The following is a 16,189-nucleotide window of genomic DNA, read 5'->3' as shown; positions in this document are numbered from 1 at the left end:
GTTAGAACACCCCGATTCTGGAGGCGACTTCCTGGGCGTCGTCGTCCTCGGAGAGGCGAACGACGGCCTTCTTCTCGCCGTCCATCGTGTTCTGCGTGTTCACACTGACGACGGTGACTTCGTACTGAGATTCGACGGCCTCCGCGACCTCGGGCTTCCCAGCGCTGTCGTCGACGACGAACTGGAGCTTGTTCTGGAAGTCCATGTCGTTCATGGCCTTCTCGGTGACGTGTGGGTACTTGATGACGTCCCAGCTCATCGGTCGCCCACCTCCTCGACTGCGGACTCGGTGAAGACGGTGAGCCGACCCGGCGCGGCACCGGGTGCGAGGTCTTCCGCGTTGACCTCCCCGGCCGTGGCCACGTCGACGCCCGCGAGGTTGCGGGCGGCCTTCGACGGCTCGCTGCTGGTTACGAAGAGGATAGAGGAGGGGCGGCGGTACTTCCGACCGCGCATCGAGCCCTTCCCGGCCTTGATCTTCGTCTCGTCAGCGCGCTCGATGTCCGCCTCGAGGCCGAGCTCCTCGAGAAGCCCCAGGACTTCCTGGGTCTTGACCAGGTCCTCGAAGTCGTCGGAGACGACGACGGGGACCTCCTCGATGTCGAACTCGTGGCCGCGCTCGGCGACGAGTTCGGCGTCCGTCGTGGCGGCGAGGGCCGACCGGACGGCGAGCTGGCGCTCCTTGTCGTTGATGTCGACAGAGCGGTCTTTCTCGGCTTTCGGCGGGTGGGCCGCGCGGCCCTTGACCGCCTGCGGGACGCGGCGGGCACGACCGTCCTGCTGTGGGACGTGTGCCTGGCCGCGACCGCTACCGAACGACTCGGCCGGCGTTCGGAGGCCGGCGTACTCGTCGGTACCGTAGTCCTGCTTTCGGTTTGCCTGGGCGGCGTGTACAGCCTTGGCGATGAGGTCTGAGCGCACCGGTGTCTCGAAGACATCGGGGAGCTCGACCTCGCCGTCGGCCTCGCCGTCCAGAGTGTAGATAGTTGCCTGCATGGATTATCCCTGGTTCGATTCCGTGGAGACGAAGCGCACCTCGGGGTCGAGGCGCGGCTGGTCGTTGGGTCGGACCGCGGGCCGGAAGCGCACCAGGCGCTTGTCCGGACCGGGGACCGAGCCTTTGACGAGCGTGTACGGCCCGTCGACCTCGCCGTAGTTGACGAAGCCGCCGTCGACGGTGGCGTCGTCGCCCTCACCGATGTCGATGAGGCGCTTGTTCAGTTCCGTGCGCTGGTGGTAACCGGTCTGACCCTGCTGGGGGACCGTCGAGCGCACGCGAGATGGGTTCCACGGGCCGAGGTTGCCGATGCGTCGGCGCCAGCCCTGGCGGGCGTGTTTGCCCTTCCGCTTCTGGACGCCCCAGCGCTTGACAGGACCCTGCGTCCCTTTGCCCTTGGTGACGCCCGCGATGTCGGTGTACTCACCGGCGCGGAAGACGTCGTTCATCGAGTGCTCGCCACCGTCGTCGACGAGCTCGAGGGCGTGCTCGAGGCGGTCCGAGACGGATCCACCGCCGACGCGAGTCTCCATCACGTCGGGCTTTTTCTTCGGGACGCTCGGGACGGCCTCTGGGACGGTGTGCGTGATGAGACGCACGTCGCCCAGTCGACCGTCGTCGAGAGCGTCGCGTACCTGTTCCTCAGCAGCGTCCGGGTCGTGGTCCTCCGGCAGGTTGAGGGTCCGATCGAGATCCGTGTGGAACTCGTCGGTCCATACCTCCGTCAGCGGACGCTGACCGTACGGCGTGTCTTCGTACGCACGCAGGGCGACGGCGCGCATCGGCGGCGTCTCGACGACTGTCACCGGGACAGTCTCCTCCATCCCTTCGCGGGGGGAGTTAGGTTCGTCGTTGACGAGCACGACGTGTGTCATGCCCGCCTTGTAGCCGGCGAACCCCTGGACGCCCGGCTGCCCGTCGTCGGACGGCCAGCTGTTGAAGCGAGGTGTCTCGCTCGTCGAGCGCTTGCGCGGGCCGAAGCCCAGCGAGCCTTTGCGTGGTCTGCTTGGTTGTGGCATTCGTTTACTCCGTGAGGGTTAGACAGGCGAGGGAGGCGAACATCGCTTCTTCAGTTCGCACGACCTCACTGCCCTGGTTCGGAACCGTATTCAGCCAGAGGTCGAACCCTGTGGATTCGTCGTTCCGCTGGTCTCCCCGGACGGCGTCCGGGTCCACGTCGAGTATGGACGGTAACCCACGCTCGGGTGCCCCGAAGGCGACTGTCATGCCGCCCTCGGTGTCCCGTCGTTGGGCCAGTTCGCCCAGGCGACGAGTCGTTGCCAGCTCACCGTATCGCGATGACGCGATGGTGAGTCCGGCGTCGTCACGCGAGAGTGCCATGTTGAGGTCCGCGGAAACGACGTCGAACCCCGATATGGGGGCGTCGACGAGTTTCGCCCGGACCGGCCGTCGCGAAGAGACCCTGACGGTCACGCGCTCTCCCTCACCCACATCCATATCCGCTGGAACGGGGAGGGAGATCGGGTGTTGCATTCCGCAATTGACCCGGACGCGCCCATCAGCTCCGACCTCGGTCACGATTCCCTGTCTTAACGACCCCGAACCCTCGGATCCGGAGCCGGTCTGTGAACGCACGCGGAGCGGCGGCAGGACGCCGACGTACTCTAGTTCGTCCCGCTTGCCCCACATCTCCTTTCGGAGGTGTGGCGGCGTCGCGGCGTACCGCAGCACGGTTTCGACGAACCCGTCTTCCCACTTGCCCCGACCATCCGGGTCGGGGTACACTGTCAGCCGGTCCACCCGGAACACGGTGGCCGCGCGGGCCACGTATCCGAGTTTCCGAGTCGCCTCGCGGCGGTCCTCGGCTTCCCGTGTGAGGGAGTCGGGCACGAGTACGCTGGTCGTCATGCCGTGACGCTTCCACGTCGCGCCACTAGACTGTAGCGATACTACTCCGTCCCTACGGTAAAAAGACCCCGCTTCGCGCGTGCGTTGAGACGCGTTCACACGCCACTACAGCCCACTCTCACCTGAATTGCCAGCCCATAGTTTGCCGCTTCCAAAAGCCAGCGCCGTGGTGACGTTCCACACGAACGGCCCCGCTCCGGCCCCGTGGTTTCCCCGCGAAACGGAAGGCTTTTTACTATCACCCTCGCCACTTTGGAATGCAGAGAGGCGACGTGCGAAACGGTGCGCGCTGGTACCGAGCGACCCCACGTGGTCGCGAGGGTCAGGGCGAATGAAGTGAGCGCTGGTAGTGTAGTTGGTATCACGTGACCTTGCCATGGTCACAACCTGGGTTCAAATCCCAGCCAGCGCATTCCCACTTTTTACTTCGTCGGGTTTCCTCGTGAGCCTTTGGCTCACTGCGGGAACCACTCCTCGCAAAAACTTGGGGGAAAAACGCGGGAATCTCACTTCGTTCGATTCCCGTGAAACGGCTCGCTTCGCTCGCCGTATACTAGTCTGCACAATCCATAGTGTCGGCAGCCCTGCCCTTCCCCGAGTCGCGGCACAAAGGCCGCTCCCGGCCCGATGCCTGTGACGCCACCTCACCGTTGCACTGCCCGCGCCGTCCCGTCGAGGCGCTCGGCTAGCTCGTCGAGTTCCCGCTCCAGCCGTTCGATATCGGCACGGAGGCGGGCACACTCGGGATTCTGTTGGCGTCTCGTCGACCGCTGTTCCTGGGCCAGCACGCTCTTTCTGACGCGCTTCTGACTCAGCGTTCGGTAGGTGGTGTCGTACTCGGCCAGCGCGAGCAGCCCCTCGACGGTCTCGCGCAACCCCTCGGTAGTCACGGGCTTGACCAGGTAGTCGTCGACCCCGAGCCACCGGTCGACGTCGAAGTGGGGCTCGCTGCGGGTCACCAGCCCGACACAGCAATCGCGGTATCGGTTCGTGAGTTCACCGACGAGCGTGGCCACCGACAGCTCCGGGAGCGGCCGGTCGACCACGACGACGTCGGTGTCGTCGGTCATCGTCTCGACGGCGCGGGCCCCGCTGGCGACCGTCGAGACCGCGTAGAACTCGGAGAGTACGCGGTCGTACACCTCCCGGTGCTCGGCGTCATCCTCCACGACGAGGACACGCGTCCCATCCCCCATTTGATTTTTTCTGTGGTGGGCCTGACAATAAATGTTGATGGTGCAACCACTCGCGACGACGCGTCGCCAAACACCAGCGTTAGGAACGGGCCACACCGAGACAGGCATATGACCTGCATCGGATTCCTGTCGGTCGCACCGGTCGTCGAGGAGAGTATGGCGCCCTACGTCGCCGACGCAGTCGCCGCGCTGGAGGAGTTCGACGTCGAGTACGAGACCACGCCGATGGGCACCGTCATCGAGGCAGCGGACAGCGAGGAGCTGTTCGCGGCCGCCCACGCCGCCCACGAGGCCGTCGGCGCCCAGTCCGACCGCGTCGAGACGTTCCTGAAGATAGACGACAAGCGCGGCGTCGACCAGCGCGCCAGCGAGAAGGTCGACAGGGTAGCGGACGAGCTGGGTCGGGAAGCACGGAGCGGCGGCGAAGGCGGCACTTGATACAGATTGTTGTAGCTGTGTCCCAGTGTTCGCGACAGCGAAATACCGAAACGAGACTACAGCAATCCGTATAAAAGGCCGGCTGGCGAAAGCGGGGTATGAACACGCTCAATCGGATGGCCACGGAGCTGGTCGACGAGGCCATCGACTTCGCCGACGAACTGACGATAGACGTCCACGCCCTGGAGGGCGACGCCGCAGTCCTCGATTTCGGCGTCGAGGTCCCCGGCGCCGTCGAGGCCGGGCTGGTGCTGGCGGAGCTCCAGACGGCCGGCCTGGCGACGGTCCAGACTGGGATGGAACGGGTCGGTGCGGCCCCGCTGACACACGTCGAACTCGCGACTGACCACCCGGCGCTGGCCCTGCTCTGTTCCCAGAAGGGCGGCTGGGAGCTGACCACGGACGATTTCGAAGGACTGGGCAGCGGCCCGGCACGTGCGCTGGTCGCCGAGGAGGACATCTTCGGCCGCATCGGCTATCGCGAAGAGGAGCAGTTCGCCGTCCTCGCCGTCGAGACCGACCAGCTCCCCGACCAGGCCGTCGCCGCGCAGGTCGCCGAGCGCACCGGCGTTCCCGAGACCGGGGTCTTCCTGCCCGCGTTCGCCACCGCGAGCGTCACCGGTAGCGTCGCCAGCGCGGCGCGGGCCGCCGAAATCGCCGTCTTCCGGCTGGCCGAGCTGGGCTACGACCCGGCGGAAGTGCTCTCGGCGAACGGTCGGGCGCCGGTCGCCCCCGTCGCGGCCGACGAGGCGACGGCGATGGCCCGGACCACAGACGCACTGGCCTACGGGAGCGAGGTCCACCTCACCGTCGACGAGCCGGTCGACGATATCGTCGACGAGGTCACCTCTGTCGCCGGCGCGGAGTACGGCCGACCGCTCGACGGTGTCTTCGAGGACGTCGACTGGGACTTCGCGGAACTGCCGGTGGAGCTGTTCGGGCCGGCGAAGGTGACCATCGACGTGGTCGGGGGCGACACCCACGTCGTCGGCGAGACCCACGAGGACGTCCTGGTCGAGAGCTTCGGGCTCTGAGGGATGCGCTACAAGGTCGCCCCGCCGGCCCGCTCGCTCGACTTTCTCCGGACGGCCCGAACGGCGATACCGCTCGTCCCCGACGACAAGGCCGACTGCTGTGCAGCCATCCAGCGCGCGACCGACGTCGACAACCGTGAACAGGCCCGGTCGTATCTGACGTTCCTGCAGGCGCTCGGGCTAGTGACCGAGACCGAGCGCGGGTACCATCGGACTCGTGCGGAACTGAACCGCGACGCGCTCGCGACGGCCGCCCGCGAGCGGGTGTTTCTCGTCGCCGAGTTGCTCGACGCAGTGGCTGCGGGTGCAGACAGTCCTGGGACGGCGTTCGAGGGGGTACGCGAGGAGATACCGCGCTGGGAACGCGAGCGCGACCCCGAGTGGGAAGCGGACTGGCGACGACGCGTTGAGCACATTCTCGAGTGGGCCGTCCGCTTCGACATGCTCGCGGTCGAGAACGACAGTTTCGTCTCGTCTCAGTAGGCGATGCCGACTCGCTCGCAGCTGTGCCGGTCGTTGAGGACCGCGTCGTAGACGAACGCCGCCACGTCGCCGGTCGAGACGGACTGCCCGCCCTCCGGGAGGTACTCGACCGCGGTGCGATAGTGGTCCGTCGGCGGACCGTCAGGCATCCGGGGCGGGCACACGAGCGTCCAGTCCAGCCCCGAGGGCTGGAGTCGGTCGTACACCGCCCGGTGGGCGTCGGCGAGCGGTCGCAGCGTCTCGGGAAAGTCGTCCACGTCGAGGCGGAGTCGCCCGGGCGTGGCCTGGAGGATGCCCGCGGCGGCGACGGCGACCAGTCGCTCGGCGCCGCAGGCTTCCATCGCGGCGACGAGGTTCTCGAGACCGGTGTCGAGCGCTGCGAAATCGCCGTCGTCGGGCCCGAGCGCGCTACAGACGGCGTCCTGACCGCTGACCGCGGCCGCGACGGCCTCCAGGTCGGTCACGTCCTCCTCGATAACCGAGACGCCGTCGGGGGCCCGCGCGGTGTCACGAACGAACGCCGTCACACTGTGGCCGTCGGACACGGCGGACGCACAGAGCCGGCGCCCGACAGGACCACTGGCACCGTAGACGAGCAGCTCCATGCCCCACGAGAGACACCCGACAGATAAAGCAAGGGTACCTAACGGCGGTCACTCCGTCCCCACGTCGGTGACCGTCCCGACGCCCTTCGAGCGGCCCTCGCGGAAGACGAACTTCTGGCCTTCCTCGACCAGGTATGACCGGAACTTGAACCGAACCCTGGTCTGACCGGCGTCGCCCGGCAGCAGCTGGCCCCCGGCCGGGTAGAACTTCGCAGCCTCGCTTACGGTTTCGAGGTGGACGACCGGCTCGTAGCCGTCGCCGATGCGAGTCGGGTGGTTCAACACCATCACTTCGGCCTCGAACTCACGGACCGGGTCGGGGTCTGCGTCCCGGGGCAGCAACACCATCCCGCGCTCGATGTCGGCCTCTCGCACCCCCTTGAGCGCGATACCGACGATACGGCCGGCCTTAGCCTCGTCGACACGGTGGTAATGCATCTCGATGGAGCGGACCTCGACCTCGCGGAACTGGCCGTCCTGCATCGGGCCCAGCAGGAGTTCGTCGCCAGCCTCTACTTCGCCGGCTTTCACCGTCCCGGACGCGACGGCGCCCACGCCCTGGACGTTGTAGGTCCGGTCGATGTACATCCGGAACTCGCCGACCTCGCCGCCGGTCTTGGGCATCCGTTCGAACATCTCGTCCAGCGTGTCCAGCCCGCACTGTGTGACAGCACTGGTCGTCACCACGGGGACCACAGTCTCGGAGATTTCCTCGATAGCGGCGTCGATACCGTGGCGTTCGACCCGAAGCGGCGTCTTATCGACCTCGCGCAGCGCCCGCTCGACCTCCCGCTCGACCTCGCTGACCCGTTCGTCGGTCACGAGGTCTGTCTTCGTGAGCGCGACGATGGTCGGGAGTTCGGTCGCCAGCAGAATGCCCAGATGCTCGCGGGTGGTCTCGGTGACGCCGTCGTCGGCGGCCACAGTGAGCAAGCCGTAGTCCAGTTTCTGGCCCACCAGCCCGCGAATCGTGGTCCGAAGCCAGGGCTCGTGGCCCACGGTGTCGACGAAGCTCACCAGCCGGTCGGACTCCTCGACGACGCGGGCCCGGTCCGTCTTGCGATGCGGATTGTCCATCCGCACCGGACCGTCCTCGTCGAAGCCGTAGACGCCATACGAGAGGTCCGCCGAGAGACCGCGTTCGACCTCGTGGGGTTGCACGTCAAGGAAGCCCCTCGTGTTCCCCTCGCCGTCGTCGGCCTCCCCCGTGACGAGCGACCCCACGAGCGTGGACTTGCCGTGGTCGACGTGGCCGGCGGTCCCCACGACGATGTGGTCGTCGTCTTCCAGTACTGCGCCCTCGCGGATGGTGGCGACGCCGACGATACCCTTGGCGTCGCCTCCGCCGCCCGAGTCGGCGACGCCGTCGACACCCCACGTCTGGACCTCCTCGATGTGGGCGCCGGCCTCCTCTGCGAGCAGGCTCAGTACGTCCATGGACTCGGAGAACTCGGCGGGGGAGATACCGGCCAGCCCGCCCTCGTCGGTCACGCCGACGACGTAGGTCGCCTCGCCCTCCCCGGAGAGGACGCGATGGCGAAGCTGTGCGGCCAGCGATTCCAGCCGCCCCTCCGAGAGGTGGAGGTCCTCGGTGAGCCGCTCTTTGAATTCGACGCTGCCACCCTCCTGTTCGCCGCGGTCCAGCGCGCGCTGGAGGACGGCCCGGTCGGGGCTCATGACGGTGCGTAACGGAGGGGCAAACAAAAGCTTTCCCCGGGTATGGAGTTCCTGCGCCCTGTTATGTACGGTGGGTGTCTCTATCTCTCACAGTGAAGGTTCATAGGCGAAGGCAGGGCCAGCGTGGCCTATGTAGGTCACTCGCCAGCGGGGTCCAGCCGTCGTGCGACACCAGCCCCGCTGTTCAGAGCGTCTGTGTCGCCGGTTCGCCCTAGCGATACGGCTCGACCGCCTCGAGGAAGCCGTCGGCGTAGCTCGCCTCGGTCACGCGGTCGGCCCGAGAAAGCGCCGTCTCGTCGGCGTTGGCGACGGCCACCGACTCACCGGCCACGTCGAACGTCGCCGCGTCGTTCTCGGAGTCACCGACCGCGAGGAAATCCACCGGTTCGAGTCCCAGCTCGGTACAGACCGCGTCCAGTCCGGTCCCCTTGTCGATACTGGCGTCGGTGACGTGATAGGCGAAGCCGGTGTCGAAAAACTCCAGTCCGTGCTCCTCAGCCAGACGCCGCAGCGGTTCCTCGGGCTGGGACAGGTCGACGACGACCTCGGTCTCGCGCCACCGGTTCGCCAGGTCGACCTCGCCAAAGCCCATCTCGTATCCCAGCTCCCGGTACGCCTCGGCGACGGCGAGACACGCCGCCTTGTCGCCCTCTATCTGGAGCGTGTCCGTGGCCTCGACGAACACTACCCCGCCGTTCTCCGCGATGACGGTGTAGTCGATGCCGACGAACTCACAGAGAGCGATAGGATAGGGCATCGCTTTGCCGGTCGCGACGACGACTGGTTCGGGCCACTCCGCGAGGACTGGAAACACGCGCGGGTCGACGGCTCGGGTGTCGTCGGTGAGCGTCCCGTCAATATCGACCACCAGCGGCGGTGTCTCGGTCATACGGGAACTGGCGCCGGCACGGATTTGGTCGTTGCGGTCACCGCATCAGTCGTCGGTGAGCGTCTCGTAGGCCGCTTTCACCCGCTTGAACTCCCGTTCGCTCCCGCTGTCGGTGTCCGGATGGGTCTCCTTGACCCGCTCGCGGTAGGCCTGCTTGACCGTGCTCTGGTCCGCGCTGGGGTCCAGTCCCAGCCGGTCGTACGCCTCCGCGGGCGTGGGTCCGGACGACTGCTGAACGGACTGGCGGCGCCGGGCCGTCCTCTGGCGTCCGCCCCGGGCCTGCTGCCGGCGGGCTCGCTCCTGGCGGACCCGCTCTGCGGTGCGGCGCGCCCGGCCGTCGCGGGGTGGTTCCCACTCCTCGCGCGGCCCCGCACCGAAGCCGCCGCGGCTGTCGCCACGGCGGGCGCCACGACCGTCGGTCGCGGCCCGCTGCTCGACGCGCTCGTAGACGCTCGCGGCCATCCGTCCGCTGAGGTGGTAGTACATCAGGTACGTCGAGGCCCCGAACATCAGCGCCAGAAAGAGCACGGCCGGGCTGGAGAGGATGCCCACCACGGTCAGCACGGCTGTGAGGACGCCGAAGACGACCGCGATTCCCTTGGTAAGCCGGTCGTACTGCACGCTCTCTGGTTCGGGCCAGAGCACTGTAAGCGTCTCGCCTCCGGGGGTCCGCTCAGGCCCGTTCGACCGTCACGCGACCGTCGTCGGTGACGAGTTCGAAGCCGGCGTCGCGGAGCCAGTTGGCGGCGGCGCCGTCGCTGTGAAGCAGGACCTCCGCCAGGTCGTCCGGCTCGTCGATATCCGTCGCCAGTCGGCGCGAGTCCACTTCGGCGACGCTCGCGCCGGCCGCGCGAGCAATCTGGCGGTGGTCTCGTATCGACGCGCCGTGGTAGTCCACCCGGAAGTCGGGATGGCGGGAGACGAAGGCGTTCGTCCCGCCACCGGTGCCGGGCGCCAGCACCACATCGGCCTCGGGCGCGAACAGCCGCTCGACGGCGCCCGGCGTGAGCAGCGGGAGGTCGGCCATCACGATCGCAAGCTCCCCGTCGGTCTCGGCGAGCAGCCCATTGACGAGCGAATCGAGCCCACGCTCGTCGACAGTGACCGGCGCTTCACACGTAACAGGCGCCGTCGCGACGACCGCCGGTGCGTGGTCGGCCGCCTCGAGTGCGGCGAGGACGTCTGCGAGCATCGCTTCCGTAAACTCGCGGCGCTCGTCGGGCGTGAGAACGGAGGAGAGGCGGGTTTTCGGGTCGGACCCCGAGACGGGGACGACGAGTCGCATTACAGCTTGCTGTAGTCGTCCTCTTGGGACTTGCTGTAGAGATAGAAGCCCCCGCCACCGACCAGGAGGAGGAGCACGACCGCACCGGCCGCGTACAGCAGCGTCTGGGTGGTCTGCTGGCTTTGCTGGGCCTGCTCGGCCTGCTGCTCGGCGTCTTCGGCCAGCGAAACCGCGTTGTCGAAGTCCTCGGCCTCGTAGGCGGAGATGGCCCGGTCGAGCTGTGCCTTCGCATCCGAGTTATCGCCCGGTGCGTCCGCGACGGCTTGCTGGGAGGCGTTGATAGCCTGGCGCGCCTCGCGGCTGTCCTCGGTGTAGTGGTGAGCGGAATCGTTACGGAACTCGTTCTCGTTGCTCCCAGTCACGCGGGCGAGGTTCGCGACCGTGTACTGCTCGGGTGGCTCGTAGGTGTAGGTCTCGACTGCTGGGACGGTCCCCTCGAGCGTGATACGGACCTCGTCACCGTCCTGGGCGCCCTCGCCGTTCATCGTCTGTGTGAACGACTGCTCACCGTAGGTCTCGTCGTAGACGACGCTCCCGCGGTCGCGGACCTCCACGGACCAGCTAACGTTCTCCAGTTCGGTTTCGCCGTCGAGCGTCCATTCGCTCGGAACGTCCGTATACGGGTCGTCGATGACGTACGTGACCGACACCTCGCTGCCGACGGCAGTCTCGTTGGGCACATCGCCCTCTGTCGAGACGGTGAAGGCACCCGCTGTGCCCGCAACGGCCAGCAACCCGACGACACAGAGCAATGCGACCGTCGCCCTAGAATAGCGGATCGAGTTCATCTTCATCGTCTTCAACCAAGTTCTCTAAGTTATCTTCGCTTTGCTGGCGGATGTCGTCGATGTTGTCCTGGGCTTCGATGGCGACCTGCTGGAGCTCCTTGATTCGGGGTACGTTGTGGACGCCGGCCAGCAGGATAGAGGCGGCGACCTTCGGGGCGTTGGTCGGGTAGTCCCCGCCACGCACTTCCATCGAGCCGGTCTGCTCTTCGAGCCACTTGCGGCCGCGCTCGATACCCTTCCGGTTGAGATGGTTGGGCGGCCCGGCCATCACGAGCAGCGCGCGCTCGGTGCCCTCGATTTCACAGGGCAGCGTCAGCCGCCCGAGGGCGGCCTTGCGGACCAGCGAGGTGATGCGGTTGGTGGTGTTGGCCGTGTCCATTCCGTCGTCACCGCTGTCGCTGTCACCCTTGAACCGCGAGAGCAGTCCGCCCCCGCTGGAGTCGACTTCGACGTCCTCGGAGGCGTAGCCGACGGTGGAGACGCCGCCGCCATCGAGCGTGTTGATAATCTCGGAGGAGTCGACGACGCTCTCGGCGACGTTGTCGCCGGCCTCGACCTCGCCGGCGCCAAAGAGCACGCCGAAGCGCCGGACGATCTCCTCGTTGATAGTGTCGTAGCCGCCCTCGACGGACTCGCCGGTCTGTCGCCAGGCGTCGTTGTCGAACACCATGAGGTTGTCCACCTCGCGGACGAACGTCTGGAACGACCGGGCGGCGTTGAGCGTGTAGATGCCGCCCTCGTCGCTGCCCGGCAGGACACCGAGCCCGTAGACGGGTTCGGTGTAGATGCGTTTGAGGTGTTTCGCGACGACCGGCGACCCACCGGACCCGGTCCCGCCGCCGAGCCCGGCGACGACGAGGAACGCGTCGACCTCGTGGACGGGGATGTTGTCGATGGCCCCCTGGACCTCGTCGATGTCCTCCTCGGCGATTTCGGCGCCCAGTTCGTTGTCGGCGCCAACGCCGTGGCCCTTGACGCGAGCCTGGCCGATTAGTACCCGATTCTCCTCCGGAATGTGTTCTAGCCCCAGCAGGTCAGCTTTGGCCGTGTTGACCGCCACGGCCGAGCGGACGATTCCCGAGCCCGTCTTCTCGTCGTACTCGAGGAATTTGTCCACGATTTTGCCACCGGCCTGCCCGAAGCCGATCATCGCGAGTTTCATTGATATAGTTCTCCGGTTGAAAGTGGTAAGTAGGATAGTGCGTATAAGTTTTTTGCCCAAATCTCATCGATGAAAGCTCGATGCAGAAACAAAAGCTGGCTGACGTACGATGGTCCCTGAAATCGCCAGCGGGCGCCACGGGACGGCTACAGTCGGTTGACGGCCGTTCGGCTCGCGTCCGGACTGTAGCGATTCCCGACAGGAACGGCAGCCCTCATTATTTGCCTTGACAATGCAGGGAGACTAGGCCACCCCGAGATACGAGCGGAACGACCGCAACGACGCGGGGTCGCGACCGAACGCCTCGACGTCGTTGGTGGTGGGCGTGTTGTCGAAGTCCAGCCCCTCGTACTGGTCGCTCCCCATCGGGAACCCGAGCGAGCCAAGCACCGGGAGCCCGATTTTGGCCAGGGGCATCGGCAGCGGGACGATAGTGATTGACTTCCCCTCGGCCTCGAAGACCAGTTCCGTGGCCTCCCGGAGGGTCAGCGTCTCGGGTCCGCCGACCTCGTAGGTCTGGCCGACGTGGTCCTCGTCCTCCAGCGCGTCGGCGAGCATCGGCACGAGGTCGTCTATCCAGATGAGCTGGAAGTGGGCCTTTTTGCCGCCGCCGGGCAGCGGGTACAGCGGCACCGCAGGGGCGAATATCTCCTTGAGCCGCTTGGTGAAGTAGACGAACTCGCCGCCGTCGCCGAAGACGACCGACGGGCGGAAGATGGTCCAGTCCAGCTCAGAGTTTTTGACGACGTCTTCGGCTTTCCCCTTCGCCCGGAGATAGTGGGTCGCGCCGTCGGGGTCCGCACCCAGCGCGCTCATCTGGAGGAAGCGGTCCACGTCGTATTCTTCGGCCGCCGTGACGCAGTTCTCGGTGCCGCCGAGATGAACCACCTCGTGCATCTCGTCGCCGCCGTCGGGCTTGAACAGCGGCGACAGCGCTGGGAGGAAGACGACGGCGTCACGGCCCTCGAAGGCGCCCGCGATGCTGTCGTAGTCGGTCACGTCGCCCTCCTTGCGGGTGACGCCGTCGGGCAGCTCGGTATCGTGGGGGTCCCGTGACAGGGCAGTCACGTCGTGGTCGCGGTCGTCGAGTTCCCGGCAGAGGTGCTGTCCAACGAAACCAGTCCCGCCGACTACAAGTACGTCCATACCATTTCCTTTCCGCCGAACGACCGTAAAGATAGGGCGAAACCAGTTGGGGGCAGACGGACTGTTGTAGTCTCGTACCGATATCGTCCACCCCGATGGACAGGCATCGGTAAACAGCTAGAACAGTCCGTATCGGGGTTCGGGGCGCTTACGTACCCGGCCGCCGACGCTCCGGTATGCTCGTTACGCTGGAGGGGCTCGACGGCAGCGGGAAGACGACGGTGTGGGAGCGGCTGCGGGCCGACGACGGGGTCGAAGCGACCTTCACCCGCGAACCGACCGACAGCTGGTACGGCGAGGCGGTCATGCGCTCTATCCAGGACGACAGCGCCGACTCGCTGGCCGAGCTCTTTCTCTACACGGCCGACCACGCGGCCCATCTGGCCGACACCGTCCGGCCCGCCCTCGAGGACGGCTCGCTGGTGGTTTCCGACCGCTACTCCGACTCAAGATACGCCTATCAGGGCGCCACGCTTGCCGGCAGCGACCACTTCGACGACCCACTCGCGTACGTCAAGCAGGTCCACGAACCCTGGACCCGCCCGCCAGACCTGACGGTGTATCTCGACCTCGACCCGGAGACGGCCGCCCGCCGCAGCGGCGCCACGAACAAGTTCGAGACGGCGGAGTACCTTGCCGACGTTCGGGCGAACTACGAACGACTCATCGAGGCCGACCCCGACCGCTTCGTCCGGGTCGACGCTACCCAGGAGCCAGACACCGTCTACGAACAGGTTCGCGACGCGCTGGCGTAGCTACGTCGACGTCGGCAGGTCGACCTCGTCGGGCGAGGGCATCCAGATGTAGTCGAACGTCATCCCCAGTGCGAGCGGGACCAGTATCGTCACCGCGACCGCGATACCGTTACTGAGCCCCAGTCCGGCGCCAAAGCCCAGCACTGCAAACACCATGAACACGACGAACATGGCGAACGGACAGAGCAACAGCGAGTAGACGAACCCACCCCATCGAGTGTCCAGTCGGACCCGGAAAAAGCGCGTCATCAGTGCCGTCAGAGCGCTGTTGATTAGCACGATGACGACGAGCCCGGCGATGGCGACGACGCTGACCATACCACTCGTAGGGCGGCGAGGCTCTTTGCCGTGTCGGAACGACGCTACTCGCGGCTCCCTTCGGTCACCGCTTCGATTTTCCGGGACGCCTCCCTTCGGTCGGCGTCCCGCTACTCGCGGGTCGCACCTGCTCCCCGCTCGCAATGGTCGAGAAAGCTCCCTCAGGTCGCTTCCTCGCTATTCGAGACAGATGTAGGTCCGGGTGTCCGCGACGCCATCCAGGTCCCGTACGCGTGTCGAGACGGACTGCATCACGTCGTACACTTCCTCGCCGGTGGCCTCGGCGATGATGTCGTACTGCCCCGCAACGATATGTGCCTCGGTGATGCCCGCCGAGTCACGGACGGCAGCGAGCAGGTCCTCGGACTTGCCTGCGACTGTCTTTATCATGATGAACGCGGATGCCATACTGTGGTATGACGTACCACAGTATCAAAAACGTTCGCGCGAGTTTTGCTCCGGGCGTCGGGAGCGGCCGGCGCGTCCCCTCACTGGGCAGGCGTGGCGGGGTACTTTTATTCGTCCCCGTCGCGTACTGCCGTCTATGCTATACGTTATCGTGGGTGCCGGCCGTGTGGGGCTGCGGACCGCACGGGTACTGCGGGAGAGTGGCCACGACGTCACGCTCATCGAACTCGACGAGAGCGCCATCGAGCGGGCCCGGGCCGCCGGCTTTGACGTCATCGCCGGCGACGGCGCGCTGGAGGAGACCCTCGAATCGGCCGACCTGGACGAGGCGGACGCTCTGGGCGCGCTGACCGGCGACCTCAACAACAACTTCGTCGCCTGCATGATAGCCAAAGAACACGGCTGTCGCACCGTCATGCGCATCGACGAGGACTACCGTGAGGAGATATACCGGCGCTACGCGTCCGACGTCGACGAAGTCATCTACCCCGAGCGGCTCGGCGCCATCGCCGCGAAGAACGCGCTGCTGGGTGGGAACATCCGCGCCATCGCCGACATCGCCCAGCACCTCCAGCTCGTCGAGTTCACCATCACCGACTCCGCACCCATGAAAGGCTACTCGCTCTCCGAACTCGAACTGCCCGCAAACACCAAGCTCATGGCCCACGGGAAAGGCGACGCACCGCTGACGACGCCCGACCTCGACGAGACACTCGAAGCCGGCGACCACCTCGTCGTCCTGGCCGACTTCGATACGCTCTCGGACGTCAGGAGCATCGTCGCCGGTGAGAGCGGCCCCGCCAAAGCGCTGGGAGGTGCCTAGAATGGTCACCGCCTACGTCATGGTCAAGGCCCACACCGGCGACGCCGACCGCCTGCGACGCGAGATAGAGGCCATCGACGGCGTCGAAGAGGCCCACATCGTCGCCGGCGACGTCGACCTCATCGCCAAGGTGCGCGTCGAGACTCCCGCCGCCGTCAAGGACGTGGCCGCGACCCACGTCCAGGACATCGAGGGTGTCGAGTCCACGCAGACGTACATCGCTATGGATTAGTAAACCCACTTTTTACGGCGTCGGGTTCGAGTCGCGCCTCCGGCGCGCTCGAACCACTCCTTGCAAAAACTTGGGGAAAAACGG

General features: G+C 66.4%; 21 protein-coding genes and 1 tRNA gene. 7 read left to right on the top strand and 15 right to left on the bottom strand.

The features are described 5' to 3' along the window. Position 1 precedes the first annotated feature (1 nt). Genes P1K32_RS11795 through P1K32_RS11780 form a run of 4 tightly spaced genes read right to left on the bottom strand, consistent with a single transcriptional unit; the run spans position 2 to position 2,866 of the window. The gene (locus P1K32_RS11795; protein ID WP_276249927.1) at positions 2-259 is read right to left on the bottom strand and encodes a 50S ribosomal protein L23; all 258 of its coding nucleotides are present in this window, start codon (positions 257-259) and stop codon (positions 2-4) included. After that, complete coding sequence (gene rpl4p / locus P1K32_RS11790) at positions 256-996, bottom strand: 50S ribosomal protein L4 (RefSeq protein ID WP_276249926.1); 741 nt, start codon at positions 994-996, stop codon at positions 256-258. The genes P1K32_RS11795 and rpl4p overlap by 4 nt, the downstream gene beginning before the upstream one ends. A gap of 3 nt (positions 997-999) precedes the next feature. Further along, positions 1,000-2,016, bottom strand: a complete 1,017-nt coding sequence (rpl3p, locus tag P1K32_RS11785; protein ID WP_276249925.1) for a 50S ribosomal protein L3 — start codon at positions 2,014-2,016, stop codon at positions 1,000-1,002. Between the two features lie 4 nt (positions 2,017-2,020). Further along, positions 2,021-2,866, bottom strand: a complete 846-nt coding sequence (locus P1K32_RS11780) for an RNA methyltransferase (protein WP_276249924.1) — start codon at positions 2,864-2,866, stop codon at positions 2,021-2,023. A 340-nt stretch (positions 2,867-3,206) separates the two neighbouring features. On the opposite strand from P1K32_RS11780, the gene P1K32_RS11775 reads away from it, so the two are divergent. Continuing rightward, positions 3,207-3,278 (top strand) — tRNA-Gly (locus tag P1K32_RS11775). A gap of 232 nt (positions 3,279-3,510) precedes the next feature. On the opposite strand, the gene P1K32_RS11770 is transcribed toward P1K32_RS11775, so the two are convergent. Then, on the bottom strand, positions 3,511-4,062 hold the full coding sequence (locus tag P1K32_RS11770; protein ID WP_276249923.1) for a response regulator: 552 nt from the start codon (positions 4,060-4,062) through the stop codon (positions 3,511-3,513). A 108-nt stretch (positions 4,063-4,170) separates the two neighbouring features. On the opposite strand from P1K32_RS11770, the gene P1K32_RS11765 reads away from it, so the two are divergent. From P1K32_RS11765 to P1K32_RS11755, 3 genes are all read left to right on the top strand, one after another. After that, entirely contained in the window at positions 4,171-4,500 is a 330-nt protein-coding gene (locus tag P1K32_RS11765; RefSeq protein ID WP_276249922.1) for an MTH1187 family thiamine-binding protein, read from the top strand. A gap of 98 nt (positions 4,501-4,598) precedes the next feature. Beyond that, on the top strand, positions 4,599-5,534 hold the full coding sequence (mch, locus tag P1K32_RS11760) for a methenyltetrahydromethanopterin cyclohydrolase (protein ID WP_276249921.1): 936 nt from the start codon (positions 4,599-4,601) through the stop codon (positions 5,532-5,534). Between the two features lie 3 nt (positions 5,535-5,537). Then, on the top strand, positions 5,538-6,017 hold the full coding sequence (locus tag P1K32_RS11755) for a double winged helix-containing putative transcriptional regulator (RefSeq protein ID WP_276249920.1): 480 nt from the start codon (positions 5,538-5,540) through the stop codon (positions 6,015-6,017). Here P1K32_RS11755 and P1K32_RS11750 read toward each other — a convergent pair. From P1K32_RS11750 to P1K32_RS11715, 8 genes are all read right to left on the bottom strand, one after another. Next, positions 6,011-6,622, bottom strand: coding sequence for an NAD(P)-dependent oxidoreductase (locus P1K32_RS11750; RefSeq protein WP_276249919.1), 612 nt, complete (start codon positions 6,620-6,622; stop codon positions 6,011-6,013). The genes P1K32_RS11755 and P1K32_RS11750 overlap by 7 nt on opposite strands. A 48-nt stretch (positions 6,623-6,670) precedes the next feature. Beyond that, complete coding sequence (locus P1K32_RS11745; RefSeq protein ID WP_276249918.1) at positions 6,671-8,299, bottom strand: GTPBP1 family GTP-binding protein; 1,629 nt, start codon at positions 8,297-8,299, stop codon at positions 6,671-6,673. Positions 8,300-8,510: 211 nt separating this feature from the next. After that, a complete protein-coding gene (locus P1K32_RS11740; protein ID WP_276249917.1) occupies positions 8,511-9,188 on the bottom strand; it encodes a phosphoglycolate phosphatase in 678 nt (225 codons plus the stop codon). Positions 9,189-9,233: 45 nt separating this feature from the next. Then, entirely contained in the window at positions 9,234-9,809 is a 576-nt protein-coding gene (locus P1K32_RS11735; RefSeq protein ID WP_276252190.1) for a J domain-containing protein, read from the bottom strand. Between the two features lie 52 nt (positions 9,810-9,861). Next, a complete protein-coding gene (cofC, locus tag P1K32_RS11730) occupies positions 9,862-10,473 on the bottom strand; it encodes a 2-phospho-L-lactate guanylyltransferase (RefSeq protein ID WP_276249916.1) in 612 nt (203 codons plus the stop codon). Further along, complete coding sequence (locus tag P1K32_RS11725) at positions 10,473-11,261, bottom strand: hypothetical protein (protein ID WP_276249915.1); 789 nt, start codon at positions 11,259-11,261, stop codon at positions 10,473-10,475. The genes cofC and P1K32_RS11725 overlap by 1 nt, the downstream gene beginning before the upstream one ends. Further along, positions 11,239-12,423, bottom strand: a complete 1,185-nt coding sequence (locus P1K32_RS11720) for a tubulin/FtsZ family protein (protein WP_276249914.1) — start codon at positions 12,421-12,423, stop codon at positions 11,239-11,241. Before P1K32_RS11720 ends, P1K32_RS11725 begins: the two co-directional genes overlap by 23 nt. A gap of 243 nt (positions 12,424-12,666) precedes the next feature. Next, positions 12,667-13,569 (bottom strand): complex I NDUFA9 subunit family protein, encoded by a 903-nt coding sequence (locus P1K32_RS11715; protein ID WP_276249913.1) that lies wholly within the window; start codon positions 13,567-13,569, stop codon positions 12,667-12,669. Between the two features lie 176 nt (positions 13,570-13,745). On the opposite strand from P1K32_RS11715, the gene tmk reads away from it, so the two are divergent. Beyond that, entirely contained in the window at positions 13,746-14,324 is a 579-nt protein-coding gene (tmk, locus tag P1K32_RS11710) for a dTMP kinase (protein WP_276249912.1), read from the top strand. On the opposite strand, the gene P1K32_RS11705 is transcribed toward tmk, so the two are convergent. Next, positions 14,325-14,642, bottom strand: coding sequence for a DUF7991 family protein (locus P1K32_RS11705; RefSeq protein WP_276249911.1), 318 nt, complete (start codon positions 14,640-14,642; stop codon positions 14,325-14,327). A 177-nt stretch (positions 14,643-14,819) separates the two neighbouring features. Beyond that, positions 14,820-15,050 (bottom strand): Lrp/AsnC ligand binding domain-containing protein, encoded by a 231-nt coding sequence (locus P1K32_RS11700; RefSeq protein WP_276249910.1) that lies wholly within the window; start codon positions 15,048-15,050, stop codon positions 14,820-14,822. Between the two features lie 136 nt (positions 15,051-15,186). Here P1K32_RS11700 and P1K32_RS11695 point away from each other — a divergent pair, with 136 nt between their 5' ends. Then, positions 15,187-15,873 carry a potassium channel family protein gene (locus P1K32_RS11695; RefSeq protein ID WP_276249909.1) on the top strand — a complete coding sequence of 229 codons (687 nt, stop codon included), beginning with the start codon at positions 15,187-15,189 and terminating at the stop codon, positions 15,871-15,873. A gap of 1 nt (position 15,874) precedes the next feature. After that, complete coding sequence (locus P1K32_RS11690) at positions 15,875-16,105, top strand: Lrp/AsnC family transcriptional regulator (protein WP_276249908.1); 231 nt, start codon at positions 15,875-15,877, stop codon at positions 16,103-16,105. The last annotated feature ends 84 nt before the right edge of the window (positions 16,106-16,189 follow it).

The sequence above is a fragment of the Haloarcula rara genome, from assembly GCF_029338235.1.
Classification (GTDB): Archaea; Halobacteriota; Halobacteria; order Halobacteriales; family Haloarculaceae; genus Haloarcula; species Haloarcula rara.
The sequence above is the reverse complement of the archived record's forward strand: the minus strand, read 5'-3'. Positions and strand labels throughout refer to the sequence as shown.